Source organism: Mesorhizobium sp. M7A.F.Ca.CA.002.04.1.1 (assembly GCF_004022805.1).
Classification (GTDB): domain Bacteria; phylum Pseudomonadota; class Alphaproteobacteria; order Rhizobiales; family Rhizobiaceae; genus Mesorhizobium; species Mesorhizobium ciceri.
The window spans coordinates 1-2263 of record NZ_RZPL01000846.1; the positions used below are offsets into that span (position 1 = coordinate 1).

2 protein-coding genes are annotated in these 2263 nt (G+C 62.6%); one reads left to right on the forward strand and one right to left on the reverse strand.

Annotated features, from left to right (window positions below):
- Positions 1-764, reverse strand: a 764-nt coding sequence (locus ENZ75_RS29320) for a LysR family transcriptional regulator (RefSeq protein ID WP_128278526.1), incomplete at its 3' end; no start/stop codon positions are given.
- Between the two features lie 128 nt (positions 765-892).
- Between ENZ75_RS29320 and ENZ75_RS29325 the strand changes: the two genes are divergently transcribed.
- A complete protein-coding gene (locus ENZ75_RS29325; protein WP_164888100.1) occupies positions 893-2182 on the forward strand; it encodes an aromatic ring-hydroxylating dioxygenase subunit alpha in 1290 nt (429 codons plus the stop codon).
- Positions 2183-2263 lie beyond the last annotated feature (81 nt).

Consider the following 2263-nt stretch of genomic DNA (forward strand, 5'->3'; position numbering starts at 1 on the left):
GCGCGGCGCAGATGCTCGTCGGCAAATCCCGCCCAGGCGAGCGCCGCGCCGCGCCCGGCGATGGTTTCGTGTATCATCGACATGTAGCCGGTGAACCGAGGTCCGTCGAGTTTCCGGTCGGTTCCGACCCACGATTGCCAACTGTCGATCGCGCCCGGCGGCGTCACCTGATGCAGCAGCGGCACTGCCAGGAAAGCCTCAGGCTCTTCCGAGGCGAGCGCCGGATAACGCGCCAGGAACGCCGGCGCGCAAACCGGGAACCACTCACCCTCGAGCAGTTTTTCGGTCACGAAGTCGGGCCATTGCCCGGCTTCGCCGAAACGGATCGACAATGCCACTTCAGGCTGGTCGAAATCCCTGTAGTCGGTGGATGTCTGCAGCAGCACCCGGCCATCGGCAACCTGCGATGTGATGAGGCCGAAGCGCGGCATCAGCCATGCCTGCGCGAAGTCGTGGCTGCAGCCGACCACGAATGTATCGCTGTCGTGCGCGGTCAAATCCTCGACCGCTTGCCTGATGGTGCCGAGACCCTCGCGGATCGCTTCGGCCAGCGTGTTGCCGGCCCCGGTGACGGCGACGCGGTTGCCTCTGCGCGTGAACAGCTCGACCGACAGCTGGCGCTCGAGATTGGCGACATGCCTGCTGACCGCCGATTGTGCGATGTTGAGCTCCTGTGCGGCCAGCGTCAGCCCGCCATGCCTGGCGGCAGCCTCGAAGACGACCATGGCGTTCAGCAGGGGAAGCGATGTCTTGAGGGTTTTCACGATCCAAACCTGCTTTCATGCCTTTTCGATATGAATGTCTATCATTTCTGTATTTGCTGCAAGCCTTTCCGCATCGCACACTCTATCGAAACGTCATTCGAACGCCAGCGAGCAGAAAGGTGTTTGCCGTGCAGGCCTACACATCGAACAGCCAGCCTATCGACAGAAGCGAGACCGTCAGGCTGATCGACCGGCAACGTCCGGACTGGTCGCTGGAACAGGCCTTCTACGCGGCCCCTGCCATCTTCGCGCTGGAACGGGACTTGTGGTTTCCGCGTCAATGGATGCTTGTCGCCCATGCCAGCGAGGTCCCAGAAAAAGGCCGCTACATCGTGCGCCAGCTTTTCGACGAGGAGATCATCGTCGTGCGCTTCGACGACGGCGAGGAGGACATCGCGGCCTACTACAATGTCTGCACCCATCGCGGCTCGCGGCTCTGCGCCAAGGATGGTCGCGGCAAGCTTCTGGTCTGCCCCTACCATGCCTGGTCGTTCAGGCTGACCGGCGAGTTGCAGTCACGGCAGGATCTACCGGAAAGCGTCGATCCGGAAGCGCTGGGACTGCACCGCGTACCCTGCAAGAGTTTCGGCGGCCTCGTGTTCTGCGGCCTTGATGCCAATTCGCTGCCCGACATCCAGCCTGTCGCGGACGGGCTGACCGGCGGCTTGCGCGAAAACGGCCTTGACCGTGCACGCATCGTCGCGCGCAAGAACTATCTCACCAAGGCGAACTGGAAGCTGGTGCTCGAGAACTTCCTCGAATGCTATCACTGCCGGCCGGCCCACCCCGAATATTACCGCGTCAACGGCCATGTCAAAGTGACCGCGACCCGCGACGCCGACAAGGCGGTCGAGTGGCAGAATGAAATCGAGGCCTGGCACAGCGTCATCGGCGATGCCGAGTTCCACAAGGGCGCGTGGCAGGCTGGCGACCTCGACACGATGCCGTTTGCCATGCACCGCAAGCCGATCGGATCCGGCCGCAACACGCTGTCCAATACAGGTGAGGGGGTCTCATGCCTGATGGGCGGCCGTCACGCCTATGATGGTGGCGAAAGCGGCTTCCGCCTCGGACGCCTGTCGTTTGCAAGTGCTGCCAATGATTATGTCACGCTGTTCCAGATGATACCGCGCAGCGCCACGGAAACCGACGTCATTCTGACCTGGCTCGTCGACAAGGACGCCGATGGCGACATCGACGCCGATGCGATCAGCTGGATGTGGGACGTCACCACGGTGCAGGACAAGAAGATCACCGAGGACAATGCCGACGGCATCATGTCGCGCGCCTACCGGCCGGGTCCCTATACGCCGCTGGAAAGCCAGACCTCGTTCTTCGTGCAGACCTATCTGTCAGAACTGCGTTCGCTGATCACCGGCACGCGCGGCGCGGTTCGCGCAGCTGGATTACCTGGCTGATCTTGTCGCGATTGCGCTTGGCCCGGTAACTCACTCTCCACCATCCTCGTCAAGCCGCAGATCACCGGCGCGCTTCCCAGG